The 23685-nt window shown below is 65.5% G+C and carries 29 protein-coding genes; 8 read left to right on the top strand and 21 right to left on the bottom strand.

From position 1 onward, the window contains the following. Window positions 1-90: 90 nt before the first annotated feature. The 10 genes from M1E12_RS04190 to M1E12_RS04145 form a co-directional block, all read right to left on the bottom strand. A complete protein-coding gene (locus M1E12_RS04190) occupies window positions 91-2079 on the bottom strand; it encodes a heme lyase CcmF/NrfE family subunit (RefSeq protein WP_479563847.1) in 1989 nt (662 codons plus the stop codon). Next, the gene (ccmE, locus tag M1E12_RS04185) at window positions 2076-2528 is read right to left on the bottom strand and encodes a cytochrome c maturation protein CcmE (protein ID WP_136538617.1); all 453 of its coding nucleotides are present in this window, start codon (window positions 2526-2528) and stop codon (window positions 2076-2078) included. The genes M1E12_RS04190 and ccmE overlap by 4 nt, the downstream gene beginning before the upstream one ends. After that, a complete protein-coding gene (ccmI, locus tag M1E12_RS04180; RefSeq protein WP_479563846.1) occupies window positions 2525-3730 on the bottom strand; it encodes a c-type cytochrome biogenesis protein CcmI in 1206 nt (401 codons plus the stop codon). Before ccmI ends, ccmE begins: the two co-directional genes overlap by 4 nt. A gap of 179 nt (window positions 3731-3909) precedes the next feature. Further along, on the bottom strand, window positions 3910-4317 hold the full coding sequence (locus M1E12_RS04175) for a hypothetical protein (RefSeq protein ID WP_479563845.1): 408 nt from the start codon (window positions 4315-4317) through the stop codon (window positions 3910-3912). Between the two features lie 123 nt (window positions 4318-4440). After that, the gene (locus M1E12_RS04170) at window positions 4441-5835 is read right to left on the bottom strand and encodes an ATP-binding protein (RefSeq protein ID WP_479563844.1); all 1395 of its coding nucleotides are present in this window, start codon (window positions 5833-5835) and stop codon (window positions 4441-4443) included. Next, the gene (locus M1E12_RS04165; RefSeq protein WP_113465527.1) at window positions 5832-6497 is read right to left on the bottom strand and encodes a response regulator transcription factor; all 666 of its coding nucleotides are present in this window, start codon (window positions 6495-6497) and stop codon (window positions 5832-5834) included. Before M1E12_RS04165 ends, M1E12_RS04170 begins: the two co-directional genes overlap by 4 nt. A 58-nt stretch (window positions 6498-6555) precedes the next feature. Continuing rightward, complete coding sequence (locus M1E12_RS04160) at window positions 6556-6768, bottom strand: hypothetical protein (protein ID WP_162760192.1); 213 nt, start codon at window positions 6766-6768, stop codon at window positions 6556-6558. A 136-nt stretch (window positions 6769-6904) separates the two neighbouring features. Further along, entirely contained in the window at window positions 6905-7114 is a 210-nt protein-coding gene (locus tag M1E12_RS04155) for a hypothetical protein (RefSeq protein WP_479563843.1), read from the bottom strand. 23 nt (window positions 7115-7137) lie between these two features. Further along, a complete protein-coding gene (locus M1E12_RS04150) occupies window positions 7138-10917 on the bottom strand; it encodes a baseplate multidomain protein megatron (protein WP_479563842.1) in 3780 nt (1259 codons plus the stop codon). 2 nt (window positions 10918-10919) lie between these two features. Continuing rightward, on the bottom strand, window positions 10920-11420 hold the full coding sequence (locus M1E12_RS04145) for a C40 family peptidase (RefSeq protein WP_479563841.1): 501 nt from the start codon (window positions 11418-11420) through the stop codon (window positions 10920-10922). Between the two features lie 148 nt (window positions 11421-11568). Between M1E12_RS04145 and M1E12_RS04140 the strand changes: the two genes are divergently transcribed. From M1E12_RS04140 to M1E12_RS04130, 3 genes are all read left to right on the top strand, one after another. Continuing rightward, window positions 11569-11826, top strand: a complete 258-nt coding sequence (locus M1E12_RS04140) for a hypothetical protein (RefSeq protein ID WP_479563840.1) — start codon at window positions 11569-11571, stop codon at window positions 11824-11826. Window positions 11827-11887: 61 nt separating this feature from the next. Further along, window positions 11888-12148 carry a CopG family ribbon-helix-helix protein gene (locus M1E12_RS04135; RefSeq protein WP_113462432.1) on the top strand — a complete coding sequence of 87 codons (261 nt, stop codon included), beginning with the start codon at window positions 11888-11890 and terminating at the stop codon, window positions 12146-12148. After that, the gene (locus tag M1E12_RS04130) at window positions 12148-12450 is read left to right on the top strand and encodes a type II toxin-antitoxin system RelE/ParE family toxin (RefSeq protein ID WP_479563839.1); all 303 of its coding nucleotides are present in this window, start codon (window positions 12148-12150) and stop codon (window positions 12448-12450) included. Before M1E12_RS04135 ends, M1E12_RS04130 begins: the two co-directional genes overlap by 1 nt. A gap of 307 nt (window positions 12451-12757) precedes the next feature. On the opposite strand, the gene M1E12_RS04125 is transcribed toward M1E12_RS04130, so the two are convergent. The 3 genes from M1E12_RS04125 to M1E12_RS04115 form a co-directional block, all read right to left on the bottom strand. After that, window positions 12758-13378, bottom strand: coding sequence for a heparin lyase I family protein (locus tag M1E12_RS04125; protein ID WP_479563838.1), 621 nt, complete (start codon window positions 13376-13378; stop codon window positions 12758-12760). A gap of 180 nt (window positions 13379-13558) precedes the next feature. Beyond that, window positions 13559-14455 carry a DUF2163 domain-containing protein gene (locus tag M1E12_RS04120; RefSeq protein WP_479563837.1) on the bottom strand — a complete coding sequence of 299 codons (897 nt, stop codon included), beginning with the start codon at window positions 14453-14455 and terminating at the stop codon, window positions 13559-13561. After that, window positions 14452-15084 carry a phage distal tail protein, Rcc01695 family gene (locus M1E12_RS04115; RefSeq protein WP_479563836.1) on the bottom strand — a complete coding sequence of 211 codons (633 nt, stop codon included), beginning with the start codon at window positions 15082-15084 and terminating at the stop codon, window positions 14452-14454. The genes M1E12_RS04120 and M1E12_RS04115 overlap by 4 nt, the downstream gene beginning before the upstream one ends. A 139-nt stretch (window positions 15085-15223) precedes the next feature. Here M1E12_RS04115 and M1E12_RS04110 point away from each other — a divergent pair, with 139 nt between their 5' ends. Beyond that, the gene (locus M1E12_RS04110) at window positions 15224-15469 is read left to right on the top strand and encodes a type II toxin-antitoxin system VapB family antitoxin (RefSeq protein WP_479564826.1); all 246 of its coding nucleotides are present in this window, start codon (window positions 15224-15226) and stop codon (window positions 15467-15469) included. Next, window positions 15469-15873 (top strand): type II toxin-antitoxin system VapC family toxin, encoded by a 405-nt coding sequence (locus M1E12_RS04105; RefSeq protein WP_479563835.1) that lies wholly within the window; start codon window positions 15469-15471, stop codon window positions 15871-15873. The genes M1E12_RS04110 and M1E12_RS04105 overlap by 1 nt, the downstream gene beginning before the upstream one ends. A 178-nt stretch (window positions 15874-16051) precedes the next feature. On the opposite strand, the gene M1E12_RS04100 is transcribed toward M1E12_RS04105, so the two are convergent. Further along, window positions 16052-16660, bottom strand: coding sequence for a phage tail tape measure protein (locus M1E12_RS04100; RefSeq protein ID WP_479563834.1), 609 nt, complete (start codon window positions 16658-16660; stop codon window positions 16052-16054). Window positions 16661-16777: 117 nt separating this feature from the next. On the opposite strand from M1E12_RS04100, the gene M1E12_RS04095 reads away from it, so the two are divergent. After that, window positions 16778-17107, top strand: a complete 330-nt coding sequence (locus M1E12_RS04095; protein ID WP_479563833.1) for a nucleotidyltransferase domain-containing protein — start codon at window positions 16778-16780, stop codon at window positions 17105-17107. Beyond that, window positions 17085-17570, top strand: a complete 486-nt coding sequence (locus M1E12_RS04090) for a ribonuclease toxin HepT-like protein (RefSeq protein ID WP_479563832.1) — start codon at window positions 17085-17087, stop codon at window positions 17568-17570. Before M1E12_RS04095 ends, M1E12_RS04090 begins: the two co-directional genes overlap by 23 nt. A 147-nt stretch (window positions 17571-17717) precedes the next feature. On the opposite strand, the gene M1E12_RS04085 is transcribed toward M1E12_RS04090, so the two are convergent. The 3 genes from M1E12_RS04085 to M1E12_RS04075 are packed head-to-tail and all read right to left on the bottom strand — an operon-like array spanning window position 17718 to window position 18758. Then, window positions 17718-17870, bottom strand: a complete 153-nt coding sequence (locus M1E12_RS04085; protein WP_136538601.1) for a phage tail assembly chaperone — start codon at window positions 17868-17870, stop codon at window positions 17718-17720. Between the two features lie 59 nt (window positions 17871-17929). Next, window positions 17930-18307 (bottom strand): gene transfer agent family protein, encoded by a 378-nt coding sequence (locus M1E12_RS04080; protein ID WP_479563831.1) that lies wholly within the window; start codon window positions 18305-18307, stop codon window positions 17930-17932. Window positions 18308-18350: 43 nt separating this feature from the next. Beyond that, complete coding sequence (locus M1E12_RS04075) at window positions 18351-18758, bottom strand: phage major tail protein, TP901-1 family (protein ID WP_479563830.1); 408 nt, start codon at window positions 18756-18758, stop codon at window positions 18351-18353. Between the two features lie 329 nt (window positions 18759-19087). Between M1E12_RS04075 and M1E12_RS04070 the strand changes: the two genes are divergently transcribed. Beyond that, a complete protein-coding gene (locus tag M1E12_RS04070; RefSeq protein WP_479563829.1) occupies window positions 19088-20314 on the top strand; it encodes an MFS transporter in 1227 nt (408 codons plus the stop codon). Window positions 20315-20431: 117 nt separating this feature from the next. On the opposite strand, the gene M1E12_RS04065 is transcribed toward M1E12_RS04070, so the two are convergent. The 4 genes from M1E12_RS04065 to M1E12_RS04050 all read right to left on the bottom strand — a co-directional run bounded on the left by M1E12_RS04065 (window position 20432) and on the right by M1E12_RS04050 (window position 23685). Continuing rightward, complete coding sequence (locus tag M1E12_RS04065; RefSeq protein WP_479563828.1) at window positions 20432-20830, bottom strand: DUF3168 domain-containing protein; 399 nt, start codon at window positions 20828-20830, stop codon at window positions 20432-20434. 283 nt (window positions 20831-21113) lie between these two features. Then, on the bottom strand, window positions 21114-21449 hold the full coding sequence (locus M1E12_RS04060) for a phage head closure protein (RefSeq protein ID WP_479563827.1): 336 nt from the start codon (window positions 21447-21449) through the stop codon (window positions 21114-21116). 2 nt (window positions 21450-21451) lie between these two features. Beyond that, a complete protein-coding gene (locus M1E12_RS04055; protein ID WP_479563826.1) occupies window positions 21452-22021 on the bottom strand; it encodes a head-tail connector protein in 570 nt (189 codons plus the stop codon). 326 nt (window positions 22022-22347) lie between these two features. Then, window positions 22348-23685 (bottom strand): phage major capsid protein, encoded by a 1338-nt coding sequence (locus M1E12_RS04050; RefSeq protein WP_479563825.1) that lies wholly within the window; start codon window positions 23683-23685, stop codon window positions 22348-22350.

The raw sequence follows: 23685 nt of genomic DNA, 5'->3' as shown, positions 1-23685 counted from the left end.
ACGCCGCTGGTTTCGCCGCCAAAGGCAGCACGCGGCGCCAAAGCCCCTCCCCCTTGTGGGGAGGGGTTGGGGAGGGGTTCTTCATCTTATTCACTCCGCAGCCTCCAGGGTCGGCTTTGCCGCCACCCTGGCCCGCTTCGGCGCGCCGACGCGCAGTCGGCGATCCGACAGCGAGACGATCCCGCCCGCCATCATGACAAGCGTGCCGTACCAGATGCAGAGGATCCACGGCTTCCACCAGATGCGCACGACAATGCCGCCATCGGCCATCGGATCTCCCAGCGACACATAGAGCTGGCTCAAACCGAAGGTCACAATGCCGGCTTCCGTAGTCGGCATCTGCCGCGCCGTATAGAGCCGCTTCGACGACCAGACGTCTGCCACTTCAACGCCACTTTCGCGGATGGTGAAGTGCCCCTGGTCCTCGGTGTAGTTCGGACCGGTCGCGGCGCGGATGCCGTCGAAGGTCACGACATAGCCTCCGGCCTCCGCCGTCATTCCCGGCTTCATCTCCACGACGGTTTCCGTCTCGAAGGTGGTGACGGCGACGACGCCGAGCACGGTCACGCCGAGGCCGAAATGCGCCAGCGCCGTGCCGAAGGCCGAGCGCGGCAGGCCGTTGAAGCGGCTCCAGGCGGTCGAGAGCGGATGTTTGCCAAAACCGGCGCGATACCAGAGATCGGCAATCGCCCCGCCCATGACGAAGAAGGCGAGCGCCAGGCCGGCAACGGCCATGACAGGACCGCCATTTTGTACATACCAGAGGCCAAGGCCCAGCACGAGCGAGAGTGCGGCTGCCACATAAAGCCGCTGCAGCGCGCCCAGCAGATCGCCACGCTTCCAGGCGAGGAACGGCCCGAAAGGCACCGCCACCAGCAGGGGGATCATCAGCAATCCGAAGGTGATGTTGAAGAAGGGCGGACCGACCGAGATCTTCTCACCCGTCAGCGTTTCCAGGAGCAGCGGGTAGAGCGTGCCGATCAGGACAGAGGCGGTCGAGACGGTGAGGACCAGATTGTTGAGGACAAGCGCACCCTCGCGCGAAATCGGCTGGAAAAGACCACCGGCCTTCAGCATCGGCGCGCGCAGCGCAAAGAGTGTGAAGGCCCCGCCGATGAAGATGACGAGAATGCCGAGAATGAAGACACCGCGCGTCGGGTCGGTCGCGAAGGCATGTACGGAGGTCAGCACGCCCGAGCGGACCAGGAAGGTGCCGAGCAGCGACAGCGAAAAGGCGATGATCGCGAGCAGCACGGTCCAGATCTTGAGGGCATCGCGCTTTTCCATGACAAGCGCCGAATGCAGCAGCGCCGTGCCGGCAAGCCAGGGCATGAAGGAGGCGTTTTCGACCGGGTCCCAGAACCACCAGCCACCCCAGCCGAGCTCGTAATAGGCCCAGTAGGAGCCCATGGAGATGCCGGCGGTGAGGAACACCCAGGCGGCCAGCGTCCAGGGCCGCACCCAGCGGGCCCAGGCCGCATCGATGCGGCCGTCCATCAGGGCGGCAATCGCAAAGGAGAAGCACACGGAAAAGCCGACATAGCCGAGATAGAGCAGCGGCGGATGGATCGCGAGACCGATGTCCTGAAGGACCGGATTGAGATCCTGGCCCTCCGCCGGGATCGGCGAGAGACGGATGAAGGGGTTCGAGGTCAGGAGAATGAAGAGCGTGAAGGCCGTCGTGATCCAGGCCTGAACGGCCAGAACATTCGCCCGCAACCGGTCCGGCAGGTTGGTGCCGAAAAAGGCGACCATGGCGCTGAAGAAGGCAAGGATCAGCACCCAGAGCAGCATAGAACCCTCATGGTTCCCCCAGACGCCGGAGATCTTGTAGATCATCGGCTTCAAGGAGTGGGAGTTCTGGTAGACGTTCTGGACCGAGAAGTCGGAGACGACATAGCCATAGGTGAGCACGGCGAAGGAAAAGGCGACGAGCAGGAAGAGCGCATAGGTGCCGGTCGTCCCCACCGCCATCATCGCGGCGTCGCCCCGCCTTGCGCCGATCACCGGCAGGACGGAGATGATCAGACTGGTCGCAAGCGCCAGCACCAGGGCATAATGGCCAAGCTCGATGATCATTGGATCTCTTCCTTGCCGCTGAGTTCCACCCCTTGCGCCTTCAGACGGTCGGCCACGTCCTTTGGCATGTAAGTCTCGTCATGCTTGGCGAGCACGGTATCGGCCACGAAGACCTTGTCCATGCCCTCGAAACGGCCCTCGGCCACAACGCCCTGCCCCTCGCGGAAGAGATCCGGCAGGATGCCGGTATAGGTCACCGGCAGCTGGCTCAGCGTGTCGGTCACGGTGAAGGTCACGGTCGAGCCTTCGCCGCGCACCACGGAGCCTGCCTCGACCAGTCCGCCGAGGCGGATCCGGGTGCCTGGCTGGACATCGGATTGCGCGAGATCATTGGGCACGTAGAAATAGGCGATCGACTGGCCGAAGGCGAACATCACCAGGAGCACGGCGGTCAGGATGAAGCCCATGCCGCCTGCAATCACGGCCAGACGTTTCTGTTTGCGAGTCACTGGCTCACCTCCTCGACATCAAGGCCAAGCTCCCTCGCCATCGCGAGCAATTGCTGGCCCTCGGCGCCTGCGGCCGGGAAGGCCTTCAGGCCATCCTGCAGCGCGGCTTCCGCCTTTTCCTTGTCTTTCAGCATGGCATAGGAGCGGACAAGCCGCATCCAGCCTTCGAAATTGTTGGGATCTTCCTTCAGCCGCGCATCAAGGCTTGCCACCATGCCACGGATCATCTCGCCGCGATCGGCCTCCGACATGGCTTGAGCATTGGCAATGTCTTCTGCCGAGGGATTGCCGGGTGCTGCGGGATTGGCCGGCGTGGTGCCGGCGGCGGCCGTCTCAGCCGGCGGGTTCGCGAGCGGCATCCCCGCGCTATTGGCTGCGATGTGCTGGTTGACCAGCGGCATCCAGGGCGCTGTCGGGGGTGAGGCCTTGGCGATATCCTGGAAGGCGGCGAGCGCCTCGGCGCGGCGGCCGGACTGTTCGAGGGCCAGCGCCAGATAGAAATCGGCGCGCGGATTGTTCGGCTCAAGCTTCAGCGCCGCCTGGAAGGCCATCTGGGCATCGTCGGTGACGATCCCGTCATTGCGCAGCACAAGTGTCTCGCCCAGTCCGTTCATGCGCTCGGCATCAGGTCCGAGAATACGGATCGCGTTTCTATAAGCGAGCTCGGCATCGGCATAGCGCCCGATGCGGAAATAGACGGGCGCCAGCACATTCCAGCCGGTACCGTCGTCCGGGCTGGTCGCCAGATGCCGCTCGACCTTGGCAACGAGCAGATCGACATCTTCGCCGGGATTTTCGATGCGCGCCTCAAGCGGCGCATCCGGCGTTCCCGGGCTCCCGATTTCGAGATAGCCCGCGAGCCCGATGACAGGAAGACAGAGCAGGATGAAGGCCTGGGACAGCGTATAGCGGCGGCGTGGCGCGGGCGCTTCGGCAGCGACCTCGGCCCCCTCCTCACCGGCCTTCTCGCGACCCGCGATGGCAAGCAGGCGCCGGCCGATTTCGGCGCGGGCATAATCGGCATCCTCGGCCGAAATCAGACCTTCGGCCTTGTCCCGTTCCAGCTCCCGCAGCTGATCGCGATAGACGGCCGCCTCCCCTTCGTCATAACGCGTCGCGCGGGCCGAAGCCCGCATCAGCGGGGACAACAAAAGGACGGCAACAACGACCGTCAGCAGGGCGGAGATGATCCAGAACAACATGAAACTCAATTACGGCAAGGACGGGTGCATTCCAACAGCCAAACCTCCCTTGACGCAAAGTTGAGGCGTTTGGCCGCAAGAATTCGTTAAGCTGTCATAACCCGCCCAGCCTTGACCTAAGTCAAGTGGGCGTGACAGCTCAACATGTCAGCTTTATCGAAAAAAATCGGGCCTTAGCCTCAGCTCAGCGGCGTCCAGGTGCCGTTCGGGTTGCGGCAGGCCGCGCCGCGCGCCTGCAGTTCGCGACCGCCGCTGACCACCTTGTGGGTGAACTGGCGGCAATTCTGCTGACCGACCTGATAGGGTGCGGCCGCGACGACCTCGCCGCGCACATCGCCGCCGGCCCAGGTGACGGGCTGGCCGCCGGGGGCGGCTTCCAGTGCGCGATATTCGGCTTCGAGCGCCCGCTGGGTTTCGCTGCGAGAGAGCTTCACGCCGGTGCTGGCAACGATGCCGCCCTGAAGGGCTGCGATATAGACTGCGGAATTGGCAGCGACAGTGCGTCCGCCGCCCGAGGTCGTGCAGCCCGCAAGCGCGAGAGACACCAGAACGGTGGCTGTCAGAATTCCGAAGCGCTTCACACCCATCAGGCCGTTCCAAATCCCGTCGATCGTTGCTGCCCGAAGGCGAATGTCCCGTATTCGGAGGAGACGAAGGTCAGCCCGCCGGAACCGGTCCTATACACCTATGTAATTTCACAGGAAAATCAATCACGCAGTGTCCTTTGTCACAGCCGGTAGGATCAACTGTGCGCGAAGACCGCCGATCGCGGCCCGCGAAAGTCCGAAGGCGCCTTGATATTCCCCGGAAATCTCCTTGACGATGGAGAGGCCAAGGCCGGTGCCCGGCTTGCTCTCGTCGAGCCTGCGGCCGCGTTTCAGCGCTTCGCCGATCTGCTCCGGCGCGAGTCCGGGACCGTCGTCCTCGACCAGCACTTCGATCCATCCCCGCCGGCCATCGGTCACGTCGTCATCGCGGGTCGTCACCGTCATGCGCGTGACCACCCTGGAGCGGGCGAAGCGCGAGGCGTTCTCCAGGAGATTGCCGACCACTTCCTCCACATCCTGCTGCTCCATGGCGAAGGTCAGATCCGGCGCCATGTCGAGCTCGAAGGAAACCTCCGTGTTCAGCTTGCGCATCACCCTAACAAGCCGCTCCAGCACGGGCTGGGCTTCCGTTCGCGCCAGAACGCTGTCGCGCTGGGCGGCGATGCGGGCGCGGTTCAGATAGGTCGTCACCTGCGCCTGCATGGCTTCGGCCTGGGTGGAGATCACCTCGGCCTGCTGCCTTTCGAGGGTTCGGGCCTCGTTGACGAGAACGGCAATCGGCGTCTTCAGCGAATGCGCAAGATTGCCGACCTGCATGCGGGCGCGCTCGACGATGCGCCGGTTGCTGTCGATCAGCGCGTTGATCTCGTTGGCGAGTGGCTGGACTTCGCTCGGGAAGTCCCCTTCGATCCTCTCGGCCTCGCCCCGGCGGATGCGCTCCAGCGCCCGACGGGCCCGGTCGAGCGGCTTCAGGCCGTAGAGAATGGCGAGACCATTGACGATCAAGCCGCCGATGCCGACGACGGCAAGCGCGGCATAAAGCCTGCTGGTGAAGAAGGCGATCTCGTCCTCGATGACCTGCAGATTGCCGGAGACGCGGAAGCGCGCCGCCCGTCCCTGGTCATCGAGCACGACCTCGGTCTCGGCGACGCGGATCGCGTTTCCGGCTTCGTCGGTCATTTCGTAGAAGCGCTCGTAATTCTGGTCGAAGGGCGTCACCTCCACATCGGGCACCGCCAGATTGGCAACCCCAAGCGAGGCAGAGGCGAGCGGCGCCGTCGCATAATTGCCGAGCGGCTCGACGAGCCAATACCACCCCGTGGCAGGCTGGGAAAAGCGAAGATCGCCCAGCGCCGGAGAGCCGGTCAGGCTCTCGCCGTCCCCGATCGAAACGGAATTGACGACATTGTAGAGCTGGGCGCGCAGCAGATTGTTGAAGCCGCGTTCGACGCCCTGGCGATAAAGGGCCGATATCGCCACCGCGATCGTCACCAGACCGAGTGCCGACCAGAGGGTGGCAAGCAGCAGGACGCGCGCGGTGAGCGAGCGGATCTTCATTTCGCCGGCGCTTGGATGCGGTAGCCCAGGCCGCGGACGGTCTCGATCATGTCGACGCCGAGCTTCTTGCGCAGACGGCCGACAAAGACCTCGATCGTATTGGAATCCCGGTCAAAATCCTGGTCGTAGAGATGCTCGACCAGTTCGGTGCGCGAGACGACCTCGCCCATGTGATGCATGAGATAGGAGAGCAGGCGATATTCATGCGAGGTGAGCTTCAGCGTCACGCCCTCGACGCTCGCCTTGGAGCTCTTGGTGTCGAGCCGGACGGGGCCGCAGACGATTTCCGAGGAGGCATGTCCCGCCGCGCGGCGGATCAGCGCCCGGATGCGGGCGAGCACTTCCTCGACATGGAAGGGCTTGGTCACATAGTCGTCGGCCCCGGCGTCGATGCCGGCCACCTTGTCCGACCAGCGGTCACGCGCCGTCAGGATCAGGACCGGCATGACCCGGCTTGCCGCACGCCACTTCTCCAGAACGGTAATGCCGTCCATTTCCGGCAGGCCAATATCGAGGATAACGGCGTCATAGGGTTCTGTGTCGCCGAGGAAATGACCTTCCTCGCCATCGAATGCCTTGTCGACCACATAGCCTGCTTCCTGCAGGGCTTCGACGAGCTGGCGGTTCAGGTTGACATCGTCTTCGACGACGAGAATGCGCATGCGGTTCACCCCTTGATCGGCGGAGAGTCAGGCTTTCGGCACAGTCACGCGGCCACGGTCACTGTGCGACACGCATGGTGACCTTACGCGGCCGCTCGCTGCCACTGCCCGGAACGAGCACGACAATCACGCATTCACCGCCCGATTCGCGCACGGAAAGCAACTGTCCGCCCACTTCTGCCACGACGCGCGCCGCCGCCGCCCTGCAGTCCGCCGCCACGGCATCGCTCCCGCCCGCCGGCAAAGCCGCCACGGTCAAGGCCAGTGCCAGGCCCGTGTATTTCATGAAAGATGCCATTGCTGCTACTTCTTGGATGACGTCCACTTCGGCAAATTATGTACCGCAAGGCGTCTGAATGGCAAATGAATGCCTCGTAATCTTGTGGGTGAAGCGGGCAGAATCCAACTCAACCGCCCACGCCCTTCGTCGCTGTCAGCCGCCCGTAAAGCGCCAGAAGCCCACCAAGCGTGCCGGCGAGTGTGGTCAGCGCGTCGGCGATTTCCGCCTGCTCGGCGCCGCCCACCTCGAGCCCGGCGCGACCGAACAATGGCGCCGCCATCGCGATCAAGGCGCCCCAGACGGTCTTCGACTGATACCAGGGTTTCATCTCCAGCATGTCCTTCTCCTCTTCGTTGATCATCATCGAACTGCGACCACCGCCTCCAGCGGCAGACCGGCGGAAAGCCGCCCCAGCTGGCGCAGGCGCAAGCCAAGCACCGTCTGCGGCATTCCGAAATCGGCCAGCTCATCGGCAGCCGCATAGCTGAACTCCGACTCGCCGACCTCCACAGTGCGGACCACGGCGCTGCCATTTATGATGTCCAGCCGGTAGCGCTCCTCCGCCTCGTCGAGCGGCACCTCCCCTTCAGCCCAGGCATCGGCCTCAATGCGGCTGCGACGGATCCAGGAGACATGCAGATCGCCCGACACCAGCCGCACCACCCGCGCATGCACCGGCGACAGTGGCGTCTCGGCCCGCAGGCCGCCGTCGAAGACAAAGGGTCCCGACAGCTCCGTCACCAGCCCCATCGGCTCCAGGATCCAGTTCTGCGCCGCGCCGCGTTCGGCATTCACAAGCCCCAGCGATCGCACCGCCTCGTCGAGCAGCACGACCTCGGCTCCGACCCCCGCCCCGGCAGCGGTCGCATCCTCCGTGCCGCCCAGCCCGCGCAGCAAACCCGTCAACCGGAAGCGACCCGTCGCCACCTCCTCGGCCTCGGCAAAGCCCAAGACCTCCCGGCCACCAGGTGCCGCGCGGACCGCCAGCCGGTTCGCGCCCGAAAGCACAGCCAAGCGGCTCGCCGAGGCAAAGGCCCCGCTGACGAGATCGACAAGGACTGCATTTCCCGGGTCGAAGCGTCCGACGGGCCCCGGCCCCAACGCCTCGACCAACCGCCCGATCGTTGCCGGACGATCCAGCGTCAGCCTCAGCCGGTATGCCTCCGCCTCTGGCGAACTCGACACAGCAAGCCGTCGCCAGGGGCGCGCGAAAGCCGCGACGCTGGCATCGCCGGCATGGCTTGCGCTCTCCAGCCTCGGCAGATCGAGGAATGCCACCACCGGCGCAAAACCCAGCGCACCGCCACCATCCGGCAAACGATCAGGATCCACAACGGCAACCGGTGCAGACACCTTTCCCGCAAAGGCCCTCAGCGTCAGCCGCCGTTCGAAACCGTCCTCGATCGTCTGAACTAGGAAACGTCCCTCGGGGCCGTCGGGCAAGCGCAGCACATCCCCCGGCTCGACCGCCACCTCCCCCGGCCCCAGCGTCAGTTGCAGCGTCCGCCGCGCCAGCCGGTTGTCGCGCAGCCAGCCTTCGGCAGCGGCGAGCGCCGTTTCTTCGGGGATCGCCGCCGGCAGGTCGCGGACAAGCTGTCGCTCGGTCGCCGCCTCCACCTTGCGCGAGCGCATGCTCGCCTCAGCATAATCGGCCGCCGGATCGTAGAAGGTCACCAGCGCTTCCGAGGCAAAGTCGCTGTCATGACCGCGCGTCTCGCTCCAGAGTGGCTGGTCGGCAAGGTCGGCCAGCACGGTGATCTCCCGCGCTGGCAGGCTCGCCGTCGGCCGCGTGCGAAACTTCAAGCGCCCGCCCTCTTCGATCACGTCGATCTGGAAGAGCTCGATCAACGGCTCGATCAGATCGCGCGCCGAAGTGAGATCCCCCTTCACGTAACCACCGAGATCGCCCGCCACTTCCGACACGTCGAAATCATCAAAGCCGTGATCCCTGAGAATCGCAGCAATGGTGTCGGCAAGCGTCGCCGTGCCCAACCGCCCGTTTAGCCAATGCCCAGTGCGCCAGTTCAACCCGTCGGCCCAAAGCCCGCTATTCTGCGGAAAGGCGGGAAAAGGCCGTGCATCCCAGGTCCAGACATAGATGCCCTCGGGATCGACCAGACCCTCCGGCGCGACGCTGCCTTGCCAGTGGTCGAGATGGGCCTCCAGAAACCGCCGCTGCTGGCTGTCGCTGCGCTGACCTGCGGAGAAATACGGCCTGCCGCTCTCCACCGATTTCGCGTCGACAAAGACATTCGGCTGGTTCGCCCCCTTGTCCACCGCGCCGCAGCCGAGTTCGGTGAACCAGAAGGGTTTCATCTCAGGCATCCACGCCGTTGGGCTTGCCTGCTCCACCCCGCCGATCCGGTTATGATGGCGGTTGCCCCACCAGCTTTCGAGATCCTTGAACCTGAACACCCACGGCTTGCCATAGGCACCATCACTGATCGGCGTCCTCACCCGCGCCTGCCGGTCCGCCGCGCTGGCATAGAACCAGTCATAGCCCTCGCCGGCCGTCAGCATGCGGGCGAAAGCCTCCGCATCCTCAGCGCCCGCAAAACCGTCCGGGCTCGCCTCTTCCAGATCGTCATCGCGCCAGTCGGCCACCGGCATGTAGTTGTCGATGCCGACAGCCGACACATCGGGGCTCGCCCAGAGCGGATCGAGATGGAAGAAGACGTCGCCCGACCCGTCCGCCGGCTGATGACCGAAATATTCGCTCCAGTCCGCCCCATAGGAAATCGCTGTCGCCCCACCCAGAATGCCGCGCACCTCGCCGGCCAGCGACACCAACGCCTCGACAAACGGAAAGGCATTTGCCTCATCGCGCAGCGTCGTCAGCCCCTTCAGTTCCGAGCCCAGCAGAAACCCATCCACCCCGCCGGCCGAGGCCGCGAGCGTCGCATAGTGCCGCACGAACCGCCGGTAGCCCTCGCTGCGTGTCACGAATGTCGAAACCTGTGCCCGCGCCGCCGCCGTCTTGTCGGCGCTCGCCGGATAGGCCGTGATCCGCCCCCGCCAGGGATAGGCCGCCTGCTCGGTTCCGCCATAGGGATCGGGCAGACCGTTTCCTGCGGGAATGTCCATCAAAACAAATGGATAGAGCGTCACCTTCAAGCCGCGCGCCTTCAGGTCACGGATTGCTTCGATGAGGCTCTCATCGCTCGGCGAGCCGCCATAGGCGGGGCCACCGGCATGGCGCGACACCACGTAAGCCTCATCGCGCGACAAACCCGCCACGCTCCAGGCCCGGCTCTCCTCGCGGCGATAGCCGACCTCGACACCCGGCAGCACCCGGCAGTTCCCGGCGCGCAGATCCGTGCCGAACCAGGCGACCACCAAGGCCACACTTTCGAGACTGGGGCAAAGCGCCTGCAACTCATCCAGCGAGGCCTGCCAGTCGGTCGACGCAACCAGCGTGTTGCGGTTCAGCCAGCGTTTCTCGCCCTCGCGCGGCGCATCCGAAACCCGTGAGGTCGCATAACCATGCTCGGTCGCACCGGGAATGATCGTGACTGCCTTGATCTTCTCCTCCAGCGTCCCCACGGGCCGGATCACCTCGAACTGAAGAAGCGGAATGCGATTGCCGAAATCATCCAGCGGCAGCCGCTCGAAGACAACGTATGCCAGCCCGCGATAGGCTGGCGCCCGGCCGCTGCCCTGCTTGGCCGCAATCAGCGGATCGGCCGGCTGGCTTTCCGTGCCGCGATAGACCCGCATCTCGATCTCGGTCGTATCGAGTTCGCCCCCGTCTGCCCAGACCCGCCGCACGCCGGCGATCGGTCCCTCACAAAGCCCGAGCGCCAGATTGGCATAGTAGCGATAGGTCGTCGTGCGCGTGCCTCCGGAGGACTTGCCGCCGGTCCGCTCGGTCACCGTCTCCTCCTCGAAGCGCGTCGCCCAGATCAGCGTGCCGCCAAGCCTTGCCGTGCCATAGAGCCGCGGGATCGCCGTTCCCTCGCTCGCGCCGGCGAGCCTTGCCGACGAGAGCCGCGCGCCATTCACCTCCCGCGTTCCGCCCAGCAGGCTGCGATCGATCACGCTGCCCGCCAGCGCCCCCGCCGCCCGCCCGATGATCGCACCGACAGGGCCGAAAACCGAACCAAGGGCCGCCCCCGCCGCCTGCAGAAGAATGGTCGCCATCGTCAGATCCTCTCAGGAAAGCGATAGATGCCGGCAATCTTGCGCCGCCACCCCGGCACCAGCGCCGACAGCGTCACCGCCGATTGCTCGTAAGCGTGGATGAAGGCATCGAGGATGGGCACGGCGCCGGCTCTCTCAAGGCAGGCAGCGCCGTCCGTGCCGCTACACTCGTCTGGCAGCCGCGCCAAAATCCCCGCATGTTTCGCCGCCAGATGGGGTCGAAAGCGAAACAGCACCAGATCTCCCGGCCGGCTCTCCGCAAAGGACGGCACGCTCAAAAAATGCCGCGCCGCCGCCGCCATCAGCCGCTCCTCGCCGCCCCGCTCTGCCCAGTCGGGCGCATAGGCCGGCACCGCTTCCGGCTCTTGCCCATAAAGCTCCCGCCAGATCCCGCGAATAAGCCCCAGACAATCACACCCCACCCCCTTCACCGCCCCCTGATGCCGATAGGGCGTGCCGATCCACGTCCCGGCCACCGCCAGGACTTGTGCATTGATGGACATGGGAGGCTCCGGAGTTTTGGAAGTATAATAGGGGCAAGTACGTCACTGAAGCGATGTACCGCCCAATTTTGGCCGAGACCAAAACAAGAGCGCAGCAGACAAAAATGCCTACTTCTGATTGAGTTTACGCAAAAAAGAGGGGTAAGACATGAACAGAACTTTGATTGGCGCACTCGATACCATCAACAATCTGCTGGCCTTCATCATCATCATCGGCTGTACCTTGGCCGGCTTTCTGTCGCCGATGGGGCGCGGCGAGAATGTCCCCATGGCGGTGCTTGGCCTGATCGGCGGTACAGTCCTAGCAGCCATCATCTGCGGCTTCCTGGCGATTCTCATTGAGATTGAGAAGCATCTCCGGAAGCTGGCGATGGTGCAGGAGAAGCAGAGTTCAATTCCCTCCTGATAGCGCTTCACCTCTCCAGAGCGCCGTATTACAATGTATTACCATCGCCATGGAGGCTCCGATGACCAAGCCCACACTGTCTGATCCGATTACGCTCCGCATACCCGCGGACGTGCTCGCCGATATCGAGACAATCGCACGGGCGACCGAACGCTCACGCAGCTGGGTCATGGTCCGGGCACTGAAAGCCTATCTTCAACAGGAAGGCGCAGATATTCTTGCCTATCAACAGGGCCTCGCCGAGGTCGCAGCAGGCGACGTGGAAGATTTGGACGAGGTCCTCAAGGACCTGAAGCGCATCGCATCCGATAAGGTCGCCTGATGCGCGTCATCCTTTCGAAATCGGCGGCGCGCTGGCTTCGGACGGAAATGCACTATCTGCAGCAACGCAATCCAGCGGCAGCGAAAGCTTTCGCCACGCGGATCTCTGATGCGAAGCTTCTTCTCACGGCCCATCCCGAGGCCGGCCCGGTTGCCCGCAGCCTCCCCGTCCCAGGTGCCCGCACCTTGGTGACCGGCGACTATCTGATCGACTACAGGATCGAGGCAGACCGGATCATCCTCGTGACGATCCGCCACGGCCGCATGCGGCCTCCGGATCTGCCGATGGACGCAGATCCATAAGATTGAGGCGAAGCGCGGCATTGCCCCGACACTCGCCAAGATTTCCCCTCACCCTGAGGTGCCCTCGCTGCGCGAGGGCCTCGAAGGGTCGAGGCCCATAACAGGGTCCTTCGAGGCCCCTGCTCGCGCGGGGCAGCTCAGGATGAGGGCGGACCGCCTGCAGCCACCCACCTCCCCCTTGAGGGGGGAGGTCGCCGCGAAGCGGCGGGTGGGGGTGAACTTGAGGAGCAGGCGGTCGTCACCCCACCCCGGACCTCCGGTCCGACCCTCCCCCTCGAGGGGAGGGTGTTACCAAGTCACTACCCCCTCACACCGCCGCCCGGCTTACCCGGCGATAACTCACCTGCTGATCCGGCCCAGTGAGCCCCGCGGTCATGTTGCGATAGATGCCATACTTGAAATAGACCGAGGTCGTCGCCGCCGGCAGAAGCGCAAACCCGCTTCGCCGCAACACGGTACGCCCGTTGACCGACGCTGCCACGGCACCGGCCGTCGAGTGCCAGGTGAAGGTATAGCTGAAGGTGTTCCAGACACCCTTGGTGACGGTGACCTCGGTCTCGTCGAACACGCCCGTCTCCTTGTTGTTGAGGCAGATGGTGAAGACACCTTCCTCGTAACGGTTGAAGACGCTGTCATAGGAGCCGTTATGCCATTGCCCGAGCGTCTGCTTCGGGCTGAATTCCGGATAGTCCTCCGGGATCTTCAGGTGAAAGGCATAGCGCCAAGTGGAGCCGACCGCATCCTCCGTCGTCACCCGTGCCTCGCAGCGCTCGCGATAGTTCTGCGCGTCGCTGCCGTCAGGCCCGTTCCAGTAGTCGCCGGCCTTCACCAGAAACGTCTCGACGCCGTTCACCCGCGCATACCGGGTCTCGTCGACCGCCTGGACATAGTAGGCGTAACCGTCTCCGTCGGGGCAGATGATCTTCATGATGCAGTCCTTTCATGCTGGGGGAAGATGGGCCGGGCGCCAGCGCCCGTATCTCCCCCTTGAGGGGGGAGGTCGACGCAAAGCAGCGGGTGGGGGTTACCCGAAGAGGAGCAAGCCAGGCTCACCCCACCCCGGACCTCCGGTCCGACCCTCCCCCTCAAGGGGAGGGTTTTTAGGCAGTCACCGATAAAGCACACCGCCATCATGGGTGCTGTCGCCGCCGACATAGGAATAGGCAAAGTCGCTGCCGGGCATATGCGGAAACCCGCGAAAATTCAGCTGGTTGCCGAACTTCTCTCGACAGGTTGCAAAACTCTTGTCGCAGCCAACGGTCAGCGTCACGGCATCGCCGGCTGCCGGTCGCGCCTCCAGTGGCAGCCACAACCTCAGCAACACCAGCCCGCCTTCCGCCGCCCCGCTCTCCTCGATCGCCACCCGCCGCCCGGCAAGCAGGCCGGCATCGAAGCGGAGATGGCCCAGCCGGAAATGCCCCTCGACCAGATCCGGCAGCCCCGACACCGCCACGTGGTCTGCCGCGAGCACTTGCGCAACCACAGACGAAACGCGGCGGTTCGCGACCGCCATGTTCACCCGGCATCTGCTATCGCCGAGATCGGCGTCACAACGCCGGTTGTAGATCCGCCCCTCCGGCTGCTGCAGGCGATGGGCATAACTCCGGAGCTCCGCCGAAAAGCCCGGCCCCGCCCGGCTCACCTCGCCGATCTCCTGCACCGTAACCAGCACATGCTGGTCCTCCGGCGCCTGCCAGTTGACGAGAAAAAGCTCGACCCGCGCCCCGTCATAACGTCCGGCCGCCAGATCGGCTTCCGTGATCGACTCGCTCGAAAACCCGCCGCGCACCTCGGCGCCGGGAGCGGCGAGCCCGCTGGCGCTGCTTGCCTCGGTCGCGGCAAACCCCGTGCCCGGCTCGAACACCGTGCCGTCAAAGACAAGCCGCTGGTCGTGCTCGGTCAAGCCCAGCCTGAAGCCATCGCGGCAGGTCACCCTCCAGGCACGACACAGCGTCGTTTCGCCCGTCGCCACATGCGCGGCCAGCGCTTGCGGAAGTCGCTTCATGGGATCACCTCGATCAGCGGAATGGAGGGAATGCGCCCGGCCCGAAAGGCCTCGAGATCGATCTCGATCCGGTCGGTATCGAACCGCACCGGCACGTCATAGTCGAAGCCCGCCCGGATCTCCGTGCCCACCGCCGGCACATGCCCGGCCGCGAATGTCAGGATCCCGGTCGCCGCATCGCAGGTGAACCCCTCGGTCAGTTCAACGCCATCGAGCGCGATCCGCACCGATCCCGCCACCGGCTTCACCACCGGCCGCCGCTCCACCGCCGCGCCATCGCCATAGGCCTTCACCAGCTGAAAGACCGAGGTCTCGCCGTCGCCCGTGCCGATCCACTGGTCGAGCGCCGTCACCGCCTCGCCCGGCCGCGCGGAGGAACCGTCCACGGGATCGCGGAACCGAAAGCCATGCAGCTGCCCGCCGCGCGCCTCGAAGAATTCCAAGACAGCATAGAGATCGGCCACCGACCGCACCGCCGTCCCGACATCGTAGCGACGCCTCGAAAACCGCCAGCGCCGATTGCGCGCCTCGCGCCCGTTCGACAGCGACACAATATCCGTCTGCCGCCCCGGCCCGCCGCTCGATGTCAGCGACAGGCGCAGCGGAAAACGCTGTTCATGAAAGGCCATGCCTTCCTCCATTTGATGGATTTTGTCGGAGAACCGCCTGCATAGGCGCCGGAACCCGCGAGCGTCCGGCGGGACAACCTTGGAAAAACGGCCAGCCTGATCTACATTGTGAGACGAGAAAATCTACATGGAGCTCAAAATGGCCATCAACGTCAACAATCCGGAGGCCGATGCGCTGACACGGCAGTTCGCGCAGATGGCCGGCGTCGGCATCACCGACGCCATCGTCATCGCCATGCGCGAAGCGATCGAGCGGCGCAGCCTTGCCGAAACGCCGCTCGAGACGGCTGCCCGCCTCCGCGCCAAGCATCAGGTGGTGCTCGACGAGCAAGCACAGAAGCCGCTTCCCCGCCAGGCCTTCAATACCCTGTGGGATAATGGCTGATGTTCGTCGATGCATGCGCCATCATTGGGCTTCTGTCGAACGAGCCGGAAGCCGACCGCGTATCACAGGCGCTGGCCGGAGCCAGTGATCCCTTCACCTCACCGGTGGCCGTTCTTGAAACCGTGCTCGGCCTCGCCCGCCCTGACAAGTTCAACCTGCCGATCCCGACCGTTGAAAATCTGGTGCGCGAGTTTCTCGATGCACGCGGCATCGACGTCCGTGATCTGCCACCCGCCGCCGAGACGACGAGGCTCGCTCTGCTGGCCGCCGATCGCTACCGCAGCGGCCGGCATGGCCTGAACCTCGGCGACTGCCTGCATTATGCCTGCGCCAAATTTCACGGTGTCCCGATCCTCGCCACAGCCGACGAGTTTTGTCAGACGGATCTGGAGGTCGTCGCCTGAGACAGGTCGTCTCATAAGTTGGCTGGTTACCTTGCCGGGTCCAGGACCGAACACCTGTGACCACCCATCCGCCGTAACTGCCCTCATCCTGAGGCGCCCGCGCCCCGCGCGGGCCTCGGAGGATTAGCTGCCCCTTCCCTACTCCCTACAGCCTACTGCCTACCACCTACCGCCAACCTCAAAGTCCCCGCCGCCCGCGCCCGACCGAGCGCGCCAGCATGGCGGTAATCTGGCCTTCGCTTCTCGCAAAACTCGCGGCATCGCTCGCCATCACCTGGAAATGGATAACCGTGGTCCCACTGCCGCCTTCCGCCGCCACGCCGAGTGCCCCGTCGGCACCCCGCTTCAGAGGCAGGATCGCCTCGGCGCCTGCCTCGCCCATCAGGCCCATTCCGCCCGACATCGGAAAATAGGTCGGCGCCGCAACCACGCCGCCAGCGGCAAAAGCCATGACCCGCCCCGGCACGCCGCCCGCCGCATAGGCCGTCACGCCGGCGCCCGACATCCGGTCGAAACCGGCACTCAGGCTACCGATCACGCTTTCGGCGGCGTCACCCAACAGCCCTTCCAGCGGCTTCAAACCCGCCGAGAGGGCAATATCGGTCAGCCGCATGCCGACGCGGCGCAAGACCTCCTCCAGCCCCTTGCCGCCCGTGGTCGCCCCGCGCAAGGCGGACGTCAGCGTCCGGCCAAAACTCGCGGACCGGCTTTCGAGGTCCTCCAGCACGGCCAGCGCCGCGCCCGCATCGAGATCGACAGACAGGTCGAGCGTGTCGTCATCGGTCATGGGATCTTCCTTTCATGAAGGTGGAAGGCGGCTCTCCAGCATCGAGGAGACTGGAGAAACGAAGGCGACTTCCGGCACGGTCTTGCTTGCGCTAGGGTGATGCTAGGAGAACGACCGATGAACCGCATGCAAAGGCTGATTGCCGAAAGGCTCGAACCTCGACGCGCGCTTGCGCAGCGTCTGGTCAACGAGATTGTGCTCGACGCAGCTAGGCAAGACTTCGAGATCACCCCCGTCGGGTCCCTCGCGCGCGGCGAATTCCGGCTCCATTCGGATGTGGACCTCTTGGTGCGTGGAAGGCTCGACCCTGTGCGCCGTCTGCGCGCCGAACAGCTCGTCGCATCCCATTTGCGGGGAGCCGACATCGACTATGACCTCATCTTCGAAACCGATCTTGACCCTGCCCGGGTAGAAGAGCTCCTGCATGACGCCGTTCACGCTGGCTGAATTCTCCAGGCTGTCGCCGAGGCTCGAGCGATGCGAACGCGAACTCGGTCAGCTCGCAGACTTCTTCGATCGCCACCGCCAGGATGTTGATGATGGGGATTGGGGTGCCGTCTCGGCGGCTTCGCTCGGCGTGCACAATGTCTATAACGGGATCGAGGACATCCTCATGAGCCTTGCCCGTGATCTCGACGGATCTGCCCCCTCAGGGCCGACAGTTCACCAGGATGTCCTCGACCAGATGGCCTCGGAGATTTCAGGCCGCAGGCCAGCGCTGTTGCCGCCAGATCTGCATATCGATCTGACCGAGCTCAAGGGCTTTCGTCACCTCGTCCGTCACAAATACGGCTTCGACCTCAAGCCCGAGAAGGTCGTCGACAACGTGCAGCGGCTCCAGCGTGCCTATCCGGCCTTCGTTCAACGACTGACTGCATTGCACGATCTGCTCGCCGCTCAGTCCTCCTAACCCCGAGGCGACCCCGGTGCTCGTGCCACCCACCTCCCCCTTGAGGGGGAGGTCGCGCGAAACGCGCGGGTGGGTTGAACCATCGCCGTGAGCCGCCGGTCCAACAGGGGCGCCAAGGTTCATTCCTGACGTTACCCACGCCCACGTTCAATCCGGAAACCTCCGCATCAACGTCTCGACCTCGCGCCGCGTCAACCCGCTCTGGTCAGCAAACGCCCCCGCCATCGCCGCCAATTCGGGCAGGCTCAGGCGCCAGAACACTTCGGGTGAAAGCCGCAGGCGGGAGAGCCCGAGCGTCATGGCCATGTCCCAAGGGAAGGGCCGCACGTCGTGCCTGATCTCTTGCCCGCCTGCGGCCCTCAAGGGGAGGTGCGGCCCTCGCCCGGTCTCGACGTGTCCAGGCCGGCCTCGACCAACGGCGCGCCGAAGGTGACCGCGAGCAACTCGCCGACCACCTTGGCCGCACCCGCCACCCCGCCCTCGACCGCCATCTCGGCCACATCGGCATCCGACAGCCGGTTTCCGCCGCCACGCAAGCCGCAGGCCAGAATGCGCGTGAGATCCGCGCTTCTTAGCCTGCCGCCGGCAAAGCGTGCGGCAAGATCGGTCAGGCTCTCCGCCCCGAAGGCCGTTTCCAGCTCGGCCAGTGCGCCGAGCGTCAGGCACAGGATCCGCCGCTCGCCATCGATTACCGCCTCGACCTCGCCGCGATGGCGGTTGGCGCGGCTCACCGTCATCGGCTCCGCCCGTTCCTCTGCGCCATATCCCCGCATGACCGCCTCACAGCGCCGCGAAGGAAACGGCACCGGCCGATTCCAGCGCGATCTCGAAGGTCACCTCGCCGTCGTGATTGCCGGCATAGTCGAGCGCGGTCACCTGGAACGGCGCCGTCACCGTGCCAAAATCCGGGATCAACACCTGGTAGGTCAGGATCGACCCGCCAAAGAAGGCCGCCCGGATAAGCGCATCGGACGCCTCGTCCTTGAACAGACCGGACCCGGTCAGCCCCGCCCGCCGGACACCGGCTCCTTCCAACAGCTCCCGCCAGCGCCCGACACTTTCGCTGTCGGTCACATCGACGGATTGCGCATTGAACGCGAGCCGCCTCGCCCGCAATCCCGCCACCGTCACGAAGCCTGCCCCATCCTCGACCTTCAGCAAGAGATCCTTGCCCTTCTGCGCGCCCATGGCGTCTCTCCTTGATGATGTGAATGTTGACTGCTGCTGGGACGAGACGCTCGGGGCCGCCACCCACCTCCCCCTTGAGGGGAAGGGTCGAGGCAATTGCCTGCATATCCCCTCACCCTGAGGTGCCCGCAGAAGCGGGCCTCGAAGGGTCGAGGCCACCAGTGCATTAAAACAGATGGATGCTTCGAGGCCCGCGCTTCACGCGGGCACCTCAGCATGAGGTCCAGGCAGAGGTGCTGCCCCCACAAGATTTCGCCCTATCGCCCACCCGGCAACCGGCCTAGAAGAAGCCACCCGCCGCTTCGCCTCTCCCCGTCTCGAGTCTCCGCATGAACCTCTCCCGTACTCTCCTTGTCGCCGCGCTCGCGGTCTCGCAGATCCTCGGCTGGGGCACGACCTATGAAATGCCGGCGGTCTTCGGGCGTGCCATGGCCGCCGAGCTCGGGCTCGCCAATGAGATGGCCTTTGCCGGGCTCACCGTGATGATGCTGACCATGGCCTTTCTCGGGCCCTGGACCGGCCGGATGATCGGCCGCCACGGGGCGTCCCGCGTGCTCGCCATGGGGTCCGTCCTGATGGCCGCGGGCCTCATCGCCCTTTCGCTCTCCACTGGCCTCGTCACCTATGCCATCGCCTGGCTCATCCTCGGGGCCGGCGGCTCCTTCGCGCTCACCGTGCCGGCCTTCGCCGCCGTCGTCGAACGCGAAGGTCACGGGGCCCGCCGCGCGATCGGCATCCTAATGATCTTCACCGGCCTTTCCTCGGCCGTCTGCTGGCCGCTGCTGACGCTCGCGGGCGAAGCTTTCGGCTGGCGCGGTGCACTTCTCGCCGCCGCCGCCGCGCAGGTCTTCATCGCATTGCCCGTGCATCTCGCCGTCGGACGCATCGCCATCACCCGCTCGGAGGAAGACCGCGCCGCCGATGCGATCGAGCCGCTCGCCCTGAGCCACCGCATGGCGCTTGCCGCCTTCCTGCTGATCGCCCTGTCGAGCTCGCTCTCCAGCCTGATGACCTTCGGGCTCTCGCCACAGCTCCTGCATATCCTCGAACTCTCCGGCGCCACGCCGGCGCTCGCGCTCCAGCTGGGGTCGCTGCGCGCCGTCTTCGGCATTTCCGCCCGCGCCTTCGATCTGGTGCTCGGCAAGCGCTCTTCGCCCGTCACCACCGGGCTTGCCGGCGGCGCCATGCTGACCGCCTCGACGCTCCTGCTGATCTTCTTTTCCGGCACGCCGTCGAGCCTTTTGATCTTCACCGCGCTCTACGGATTCGGCTCCGGCGTCAGCGCGCTGGCACGGGCCACGATGCCGCTCGCCTTCTTCTCGGCCAGCCGCTTCGCCCGCCAGTCGGCCCGCCTCTCCCTTCCGCAAAACCTCGCCAACGCCACCGCCCCCGTGCTGATGACCGCCGTCATCGACCGCGCCGGCATCCATGCCGGCCTCGTCCTCGCCACTCTGCTTGCCGCCACGGGTTTCGCGGCGATCCTGGCGCTGGCGGTGATTGCAAAAAGGGGGCGGGTGGAAGGCGCCGGCTCGACCATCATCGGTCCCTCATCCTGAGGTGCCGGGCGTAGTCCGGCCTCGAAGGATCAAGGCCACTGAGAAACCACGACAGGATCCTTCGAGGCCCGCGCGCTGCGCGGGCACCTCAGGATGAGGTGTCGACGCGTGGAGCCCTCACTCCACCACCGCCCGAAAGCTTGCCTCCGCGACGAACAGTCCGGCCTTCACCTCGCGTCGACTGACCGTGCGCCGGTGGCGAAAGGTGACCAGCCGGAACCCGTCCATCGTCTCCGGCAAACCGTGCGCCACCCGCCTGACGTCAGCAACCAGCGCTTCGGCCTCGCGGCGCGACACCGCGCTCCAGGCCTCGAGCGTCAGCAGGATCTCCGCCCCGTCCGCCTCGCCGGTGGAAAAATCCCGCGCCTCGACCAAGCCGACAATGACGGCCGGAAAGCGCTGCGGCCGAACCGTGCGGTCACTGATCCCCTGCGGTCCCAGCGCCGCCATCAGCGCCGCATCCGCCTTCACCGCCTGTTGAAGCGCCGCCAGCAAGGCATTGACTGCATTGGTCATGTTTCACACTTCCCGTCTTGAATGGCGTTCTACTGCCCGCGCTTCAGGGGCCGCACAGAGTGACAAAGCCCCGTTGCCTGCACCGTCGCTCAGCGATCCGAAACAACTTGTCCGCTCTCTGCATCACCGCGCCCTGTGGGGTCCCGTTCAACAGACGGTAGACGGTTTTCCGCGGCCCCACCCTGCTCCGGCCGTCGCGCCAGCCGCTTCCGCAGCGCGCGTCGCAGCAAGTCGCCGAGCCGCATCCCCGTCTCCTCCAGCGCCGTCCTCTCCCGCGCCCCGGTCATCCGGTCACCTCGCGGCAGAGCGCGACCTGAAACCGCCCCGTCTCATCCGGATCGCGCATGGCCAGGATGTCGAACAGACGCGCGCCCTTGCGGAACCGCTGGCCGGCGACGAGATCGCTCCGTGCCCTGATCGTCACATGATGCGTCACCTCCGACACGAGCCCCGGCCCCTTCTCCGCCTCGCCAAAGACCTTCGGCTCGACGAGCGCCCAAACGCGAGCGACTTCAACGAACCCCGCCACCGCCCCGCCCTGGCCGTCCTCGACCGCCTCCGGCCGTTCCAGCACCAGCCGCGCCGTCAGCCGGCCGGCATCGATATCCAGAAGCGCCATGGTCAGAGTCTCCTTCGGCAGAAGGGCGCAATCAGCCGGTCATAGCCCGGCGGCACCACCGCCGGCTGGGCCTCGGCCGCAACCACGCCGCGGGTCGCAAACATCGCCGCGACATGCAGCAACATCGCCCGCTTCAGCGTCTCCGGCACATCCGCCCCGCTCTCGCCGAAGCCGGCGGAAAACTCGATCTCGATCCCGTTCATCGCCCGTCCCGGCTCCGGCACCGCGCGCAGCCAAAGCCTTGCCGGACGGGCCTCGCCATCGAGCAGATGCCCGTCGAGATCCACCGCCTGCGGCTCACCGTCGCCATCGTAAACCGTCACCGAAGCGACCGTCCGCACCGGCCCACGCGGGATCGTCACGATCCCGTCCGCCGGCCAGTCGTCGAGACACAGCCTGAAATCCCGCGCCGCCAGAACCAGCCCGGTCTCGCGCTCCATATGCTCGCGCGCGACGATGGCGAGTGCTGCAAGCAGCGCGTCCTCCTCCTCCGTCTCGAGCCTCAGATGCGCCCTGATCTCGACAAGCGTCAGCGGCTCGGCAGTCGGAGGGGTGAGTTCGATGATGGTCATGAGGGTGTCCTACAGTTTGAGAATGCGCTGATGTCCTAGGTGACTGCCCCTCATCCGCCCTTCGGGCACCTTCTCCCCGTGAACGGGGAGAAGGAGGCGCCGCCGCCAGCCGCATTCGCTCTTCTCCCCGCCTGCGGGGAGAAGGTGCCGGCAGGCGGATGAGGGGCGACATGGCAAAGCAAGGGCGGCCACCACCTCACCTCCCCCTTGAGGGGGGAGGTCGCCGCAAAGCGGCGGGTGGGGGTGACCGGGCCCCAGTCCGGCGCGGTTTCACCCCACCCCGGAGCTACGCTCCGACCCTCCCCCTCGAGGGGAGGGTCAAACGCTCACAGCCCAAACTTCACCAGCTTGATCGCCTCGAAGTTCTGCACGCCGCCACCGACACGTTTTGTCGTGTAGAAAAGCACATAGGGCTTGGCCGAATAGGGATCGCGCAACACCCGCACCCCCACCCGATCCACCACGAGATACCCCGCCCGGAAATCACCGAAGGCGATTGCCGTCGCATTGGCCGCGATATCAGGCATGTCCTCGGATTCCGCCACCGGGAAGCCCATCAGCGAGGCGGGGTCACCGGCGCGCGCCGGCGGTGCCCAGAGATAGTTGCCATCGGCATCCTTCAGCTTGCGCACCGCCCCTTGCGTCCTGCGGCTCATCACGAAGCTGCCGTTCTGACGATGCCCCGCCTTCAGCGCATAGACCACGTTGATCAAAACGTCGGAGGCTCCGCTTGCCGCAAAGGCCCCGGCCGCGCCGGTCGCAACCGTGCCGATCTTGCCCCATTCCCAGGCGGCGTCGTCGACCTGGTCATAGGCGAGGAACCCCTTCGGCTTCAGCACACCGTCGCCCGAGACGAAGGCCTCGCCCTCCTGTTCGGCAAAGGCAATGTCGACTTCGGCGGCAATCCAGGCCTCGATGTCGACGGCGGCATCGTCGAGCAGCGCCTGCGTTGCCGCCGGCATGGCATAGAGCTCCATGGTCGGGAAGGCGAGCTCGGAGAGTTCCGGCGTGCCGGTCTGCGTGCGCGCCGCCGTCTCGGCCACCCAGCCGCTCGCAAAGCCGCTTGCCGCAAACGGCTTCTTCAGCACGGAACCCGAGACCTGCCGCACGGTCGCGAGCGACCTGATCGGCGAGATCACCCTCAGCCTCCGGCCAATCTCCTCGTCCACCTGCGGCGGCACCAGATAGCCGCCATCGCCGGAAACCCCTGCCGACAGCGCCTTCTGGTCGAGATCGCGCAGCGCCTGGTCGTCGCCACGCCGCACATAGGTCTCGAAGGCCGCCTTGTGTTCGGCAAGCCCCGCCTCGTCGCGGCCGGGCCGCTCCAGCGCCGGACGGCGTTTCTTCAGCACCAGTTCGTCGAGCAGCCGGCTTTGTTCATCGATCGCCTTGTTGATGCGGTCGACCTTGTCGCGGGTCACGACATCGCTCGACAGCTTCTCCTCGATCTCGCCCAGCCGCTCGTCATTGGCCTCCTTGAACGCCTCGAAGGCCGTCATGAATTCGGCAAAGGCCGCCGTCACCGTATCGGGCGCCGCCTTGACCTCCGGTGCCAGGCTGGCCGGTCCGCCTTTGCCGCGCCTGCCGCCTGCCCCGCCCGCAGCGGCGGCGTCTTTGCCCGCCGCTCCCATCATGCCTTCGCCTGCCGTCATCGCCTCTTCCAT

It is taken from the genome of Rhizobium sp. K33 (assembly GCF_056501445.1).
Note: the sequence above shows the minus strand (reverse complement) of the source record. Positions and strands in the feature narration are given on the sequence as shown.

Bases quoted from the DNA above. Each gene is read 5' to 3' on its own strand.
- M1E12_RS04190 (WP_479563847.1), bottom strand. From the start codon at position 2,079: ATGATCATCGAGCTTGGCCATTATGCCCTGGTGCTGGCGCTTGCGACC.
- ccmI (WP_479563846.1), bottom strand. From the start codon at position 3,730: ATGTTGTTCTGGATCATCTCCGCCCTGCTGACGGTCGTTGTTGCCGTC.
- M1E12_RS04175 (WP_479563845.1), bottom strand. From the start codon at position 4,317: ATGGGTGTGAAGCGCTTCGGAATTCTGACAGCCACCGTTCTGGTGTCT.
- M1E12_RS04170 (WP_479563844.1), bottom strand. From the start codon at position 5,835: ATGAAGATCCGCTCGCTCACCGCGCGCGTCCTGCTGCTTGCCACCCTC.
- M1E12_RS04165 (WP_113465527.1), bottom strand. From the start codon at position 6,497: ATGCGCATTCTCGTCGTCGAAGACGATGTCAACCTGAACCGCCAGCTC.
- M1E12_RS04155 (WP_479563843.1), bottom strand. From the start codon at position 7,114: ATGCTGGAGATGAAACCCTGGTATCAGTCGAAGACCGTCTGGGGCGCC.
- M1E12_RS04150 (WP_479563842.1), bottom strand. From the start codon at position 10,917: ATGGCGACCATTCTTCTGCAGGCGGCGGGGGCGGCCCTTGGTTCGGTT.
- M1E12_RS04145 (WP_479563841.1), bottom strand. From the start codon at position 11,420: ATGTCCATCAATGCACAAGTCCTGGCGGTGGCCGGGACGTGGATCGGC.
- M1E12_RS04140 (WP_479563840.1), top strand. From the start codon at position 11,569: ATGAACAGAACTTTGATTGGCGCACTCGATACCATCAACAATCTGCTG.
- M1E12_RS04135 (WP_113462432.1), top strand. From the start codon at position 11,888: ATGACCAAGCCCACACTGTCTGATCCGATTACGCTCCGCATACCCGCG.
- M1E12_RS04130 (WP_479563839.1), top strand. From the start codon at position 12,148: ATGCGCGTCATCCTTTCGAAATCGGCGGCGCGCTGGCTTCGGACGGAA.
- M1E12_RS04125 (WP_479563838.1), bottom strand. From the start codon at position 13,378: ATGAAGATCATCTGCCCCGACGGAGACGGTTACGCCTACTATGTCCAG.
- M1E12_RS04120 (WP_479563837.1), bottom strand. From the start codon at position 14,455: ATGAAGCGACTTCCGCAAGCGCTGGCCGCGCATGTGGCGACGGGCGAA.
- M1E12_RS04115 (WP_479563836.1), bottom strand. From the start codon at position 15,084: ATGGCCTTTCATGAACAGCGTTTTCCGCTGCGCCTGTCGCTGACATCG.
- M1E12_RS04110 (WP_479564826.1), top strand. From the start codon at position 15,224: ATGGCCATCAACGTCAACAATCCGGAGGCCGATGCGCTGACACGGCAG.
- M1E12_RS04105 (WP_479563835.1), top strand. From the start codon at position 15,469: ATGTTCGTCGATGCATGCGCCATCATTGGGCTTCTGTCGAACGAGCCG.
- M1E12_RS04100 (WP_479563834.1), bottom strand. From the start codon at position 16,660: ATGACCGATGACGACACGCTCGACCTGTCTGTCGATCTCGATGCGGGC.
- M1E12_RS04095 (WP_479563833.1), top strand. From the start codon at position 16,778: ATGAACCGCATGCAAAGGCTGATTGCCGAAAGGCTCGAACCTCGACGC.
- M1E12_RS04090 (WP_479563832.1), top strand. From the start codon at position 17,085: ATGACGCCGTTCACGCTGGCTGAATTCTCCAGGCTGTCGCCGAGGCTC.
- M1E12_RS04085 (WP_136538601.1), bottom strand. From the start codon at position 17,870: ATGACGCTCGGGCTCTCCCGCCTGCGGCTTTCACCCGAAGTGTTCTGG.
- M1E12_RS04080 (WP_479563831.1), bottom strand. From the start codon at position 18,307: ATGACGGTGAGCCGCGCCAACCGCCATCGCGGCGAGGTCGAGGCGGTA.
- M1E12_RS04075 (WP_479563830.1), bottom strand. From the start codon at position 18,758: ATGGGCGCGCAGAAGGGCAAGGATCTCTTGCTGAAGGTCGAGGATGGG.
- M1E12_RS04070 (WP_479563829.1), top strand. From the start codon at position 19,088: ATGAACCTCTCCCGTACTCTCCTTGTCGCCGCGCTCGCGGTCTCGCAG.
- M1E12_RS04065 (WP_479563828.1), bottom strand. From the start codon at position 20,830: ATGACCAATGCAGTCAATGCCTTGCTGGCGGCGCTTCAACAGGCGGTG.
- M1E12_RS04060 (WP_479563827.1), bottom strand. From the start codon at position 21,449: ATGGCGCTTCTGGATATCGATGCCGGCCGGCTGACGGCGCGGCTGGTG.
- M1E12_RS04055 (WP_479563826.1), bottom strand. From the start codon at position 22,021: ATGACCATCATCGAACTCACCCCTCCGACTGCCGAGCCGCTGACGCTT.
- M1E12_RS04050 (WP_479563825.1), bottom strand. From the start codon at position 23,685: ATGGAAGAGGCGATGACGGCAGGCGAAGGCATGATGGGAGCGGCGGGC.